Below are 1743 nucleotides of genomic sequence, written 5' to 3'. Positions count from 1 at the left end.
GCCGGGCCGCCTGCTGGTGTGTCCGAGGGTGTGCTGGTCGACTGGATCGCACGGCTCGAAGAGGTCAAGTGTGTTGCGGAGGCGGTGCAGGCAGAAGCCTCGGTACGGCTCGAGGAACACGCTCGGGAACGTCACGCTGTCGCGGGGGTTCCTGTCCGCAAGCGCGGCGAAGGGGTGGCTTCCCAGGTGGCGTTGGCGCGGCGGGTCTCACCGGCACGAGGGGCCAAGCTGCTCGGTCTTGCCAAGATCCTGGTCTCCGAGATGCCGCACACCTTCGCGTTGATGAAGGCGGGGCGGTTCTCGCAGTGGCAGGCCACCATCGTGGCCCGCGAGACCGCGTGCTTGTCGTTGGAGGACCGTCGGGTCATCGACTACGAGCTCTGTGCACCCGGTGAGAACGGTGCGGCACCGAAAGCGGTGTCGATGGGGCTCAAGGAGCTCGAGAACGCCACCAAGAAGCTTGCGATCGGCCTCGACCAAGCATCCGTGGTCGCTCGGATAGCGAACGCGGAGAACGACCGTCGGGTCAGCCTCCGGCCCGCACCGGACACGATGACCTGGCTCGGTGGTCTCCTGCCGGTCAAGGACGGGGTCGCGGTCTATGCCGCGCTGGACCAGGCCGCCAAGGCCGCTCAGGCTGCCGGGGATGGGCGGACCCGGGGCCAGGTCATGGCCGACACCCTCGTCAACCGAGTCACCGGCCGCGAAGCCGCCGACGCGAGGCCTCGGATCGAGGTCAAGGTCGTGATGACCGCCGACGCCCTCACCAACGACAGCGACCAGCCCGCCTTCGTGGAGGGTTATGGACCCGTCCCCGCGACCTGGGTCCGTGAGGCACTCGCCGACGCCGATGTCTTCGTCCGACGCCTGTTCACCGACCCCGCCGGTCAGCTCGTCGCGATGGAGTCACGCTCCCGGAAAGCACCCGACGGGCTCGCGGAGTTCATCACCACCCGTGACGGTGGGATCTGCCGCACCGTCGGGTGTGATGCCCCGATCCGCAACATCGACCACGTCGAACGTCACGCCGACGGCGGCAGGACCACCGCGCAGAATCTGCAGGGTTTGTGTGAGCGGTGTAATCAGGCCAAGGAGGCGATCGGCTGGCAGGCCCGGCCCGGTCCCGACGGCAGCATCGTCACGATCACGCCGACCGGGCACACCTATGTCAGCCCGCCACCCGACACCTGGGGACAACATCCACCACCCCTGTCCCGAGCCGAGCTCAGGCTGCGCAACGTACTCCTGGACCATGCGCTCGCCGCGTGACCCGCGACGCGTGAGGACGGGCCATCAGGTGCCGTCACCTGATCCCAGCGGGTCGGCGCTGGACCCACGATCAAGCGATGGGGAGCAGTCCCCTCTCGGCAAAGACCTTCTTGGCCGTGAGGGTTGCGTTCAGGGCGCGCGGGAAGCCGCAGTAGACCGCGGAGTGCAAGAAGGCCTCGATGATCTGCTCGGGGGTCAGGCCGACGTTCAGGGCGGCGTTGATGTGGACGTCGAGCTGGGGCTCGCAGCCGCCCAGCGCGGTGAGCATGCCGAGGGTGACGAGCTGCCGATCCCGCGGCTCCAGACCTGGGCGCGAGTAGATCTCGCCGAAACCCCAGGCGACGATCTGGTGGCCCAGCTCCGGAGCGATGTCCTCGAGCGACTCGATCACCTTGGTCCCGGCAGCGCCGTCGATCGCGTCGAGAACGGTGCGCCCGTGATCCTCGCGGGCGGCGCGGGTGGTCTGCTGCGAGG

The 1743-nt window shown here is 68.6% G+C and carries 2 protein-coding genes; one reads left to right on the top strand and one right to left on the bottom strand.

Features of this window, described 5'->3' with window-relative positions:
* Positions 1–1269, top strand: a 1269-nt coding sequence (locus ACRDPS_RS03345) for a DUF222 domain-containing protein (protein WP_431500201.1), incomplete at its 5' end; no start/stop codon positions are given.
* 70 nt (positions 1270–1339) lie between these two features.
* Here the strand turns inward: ACRDPS_RS03345 and ACRDPS_RS03340 are convergent.
* Positions 1340–1743: carboxymuconolactone decarboxylase family protein (locus tag ACRDPS_RS03340; RefSeq protein ID WP_431500200.1), on the bottom strand; the 404-nt coding region annotated here is incomplete at its 5' end.

The organism is Nocardioides sp. (assembly GCF_050699375.1).
GTDB lineage: Bacteria > Actinomycetota > Actinomycetes > Propionibacteriales > Nocardioidaceae > Nocardioides.
Note: the sequence above shows the minus strand (reverse complement) of the source record. Positions and strands in the feature narration are given on the sequence as shown.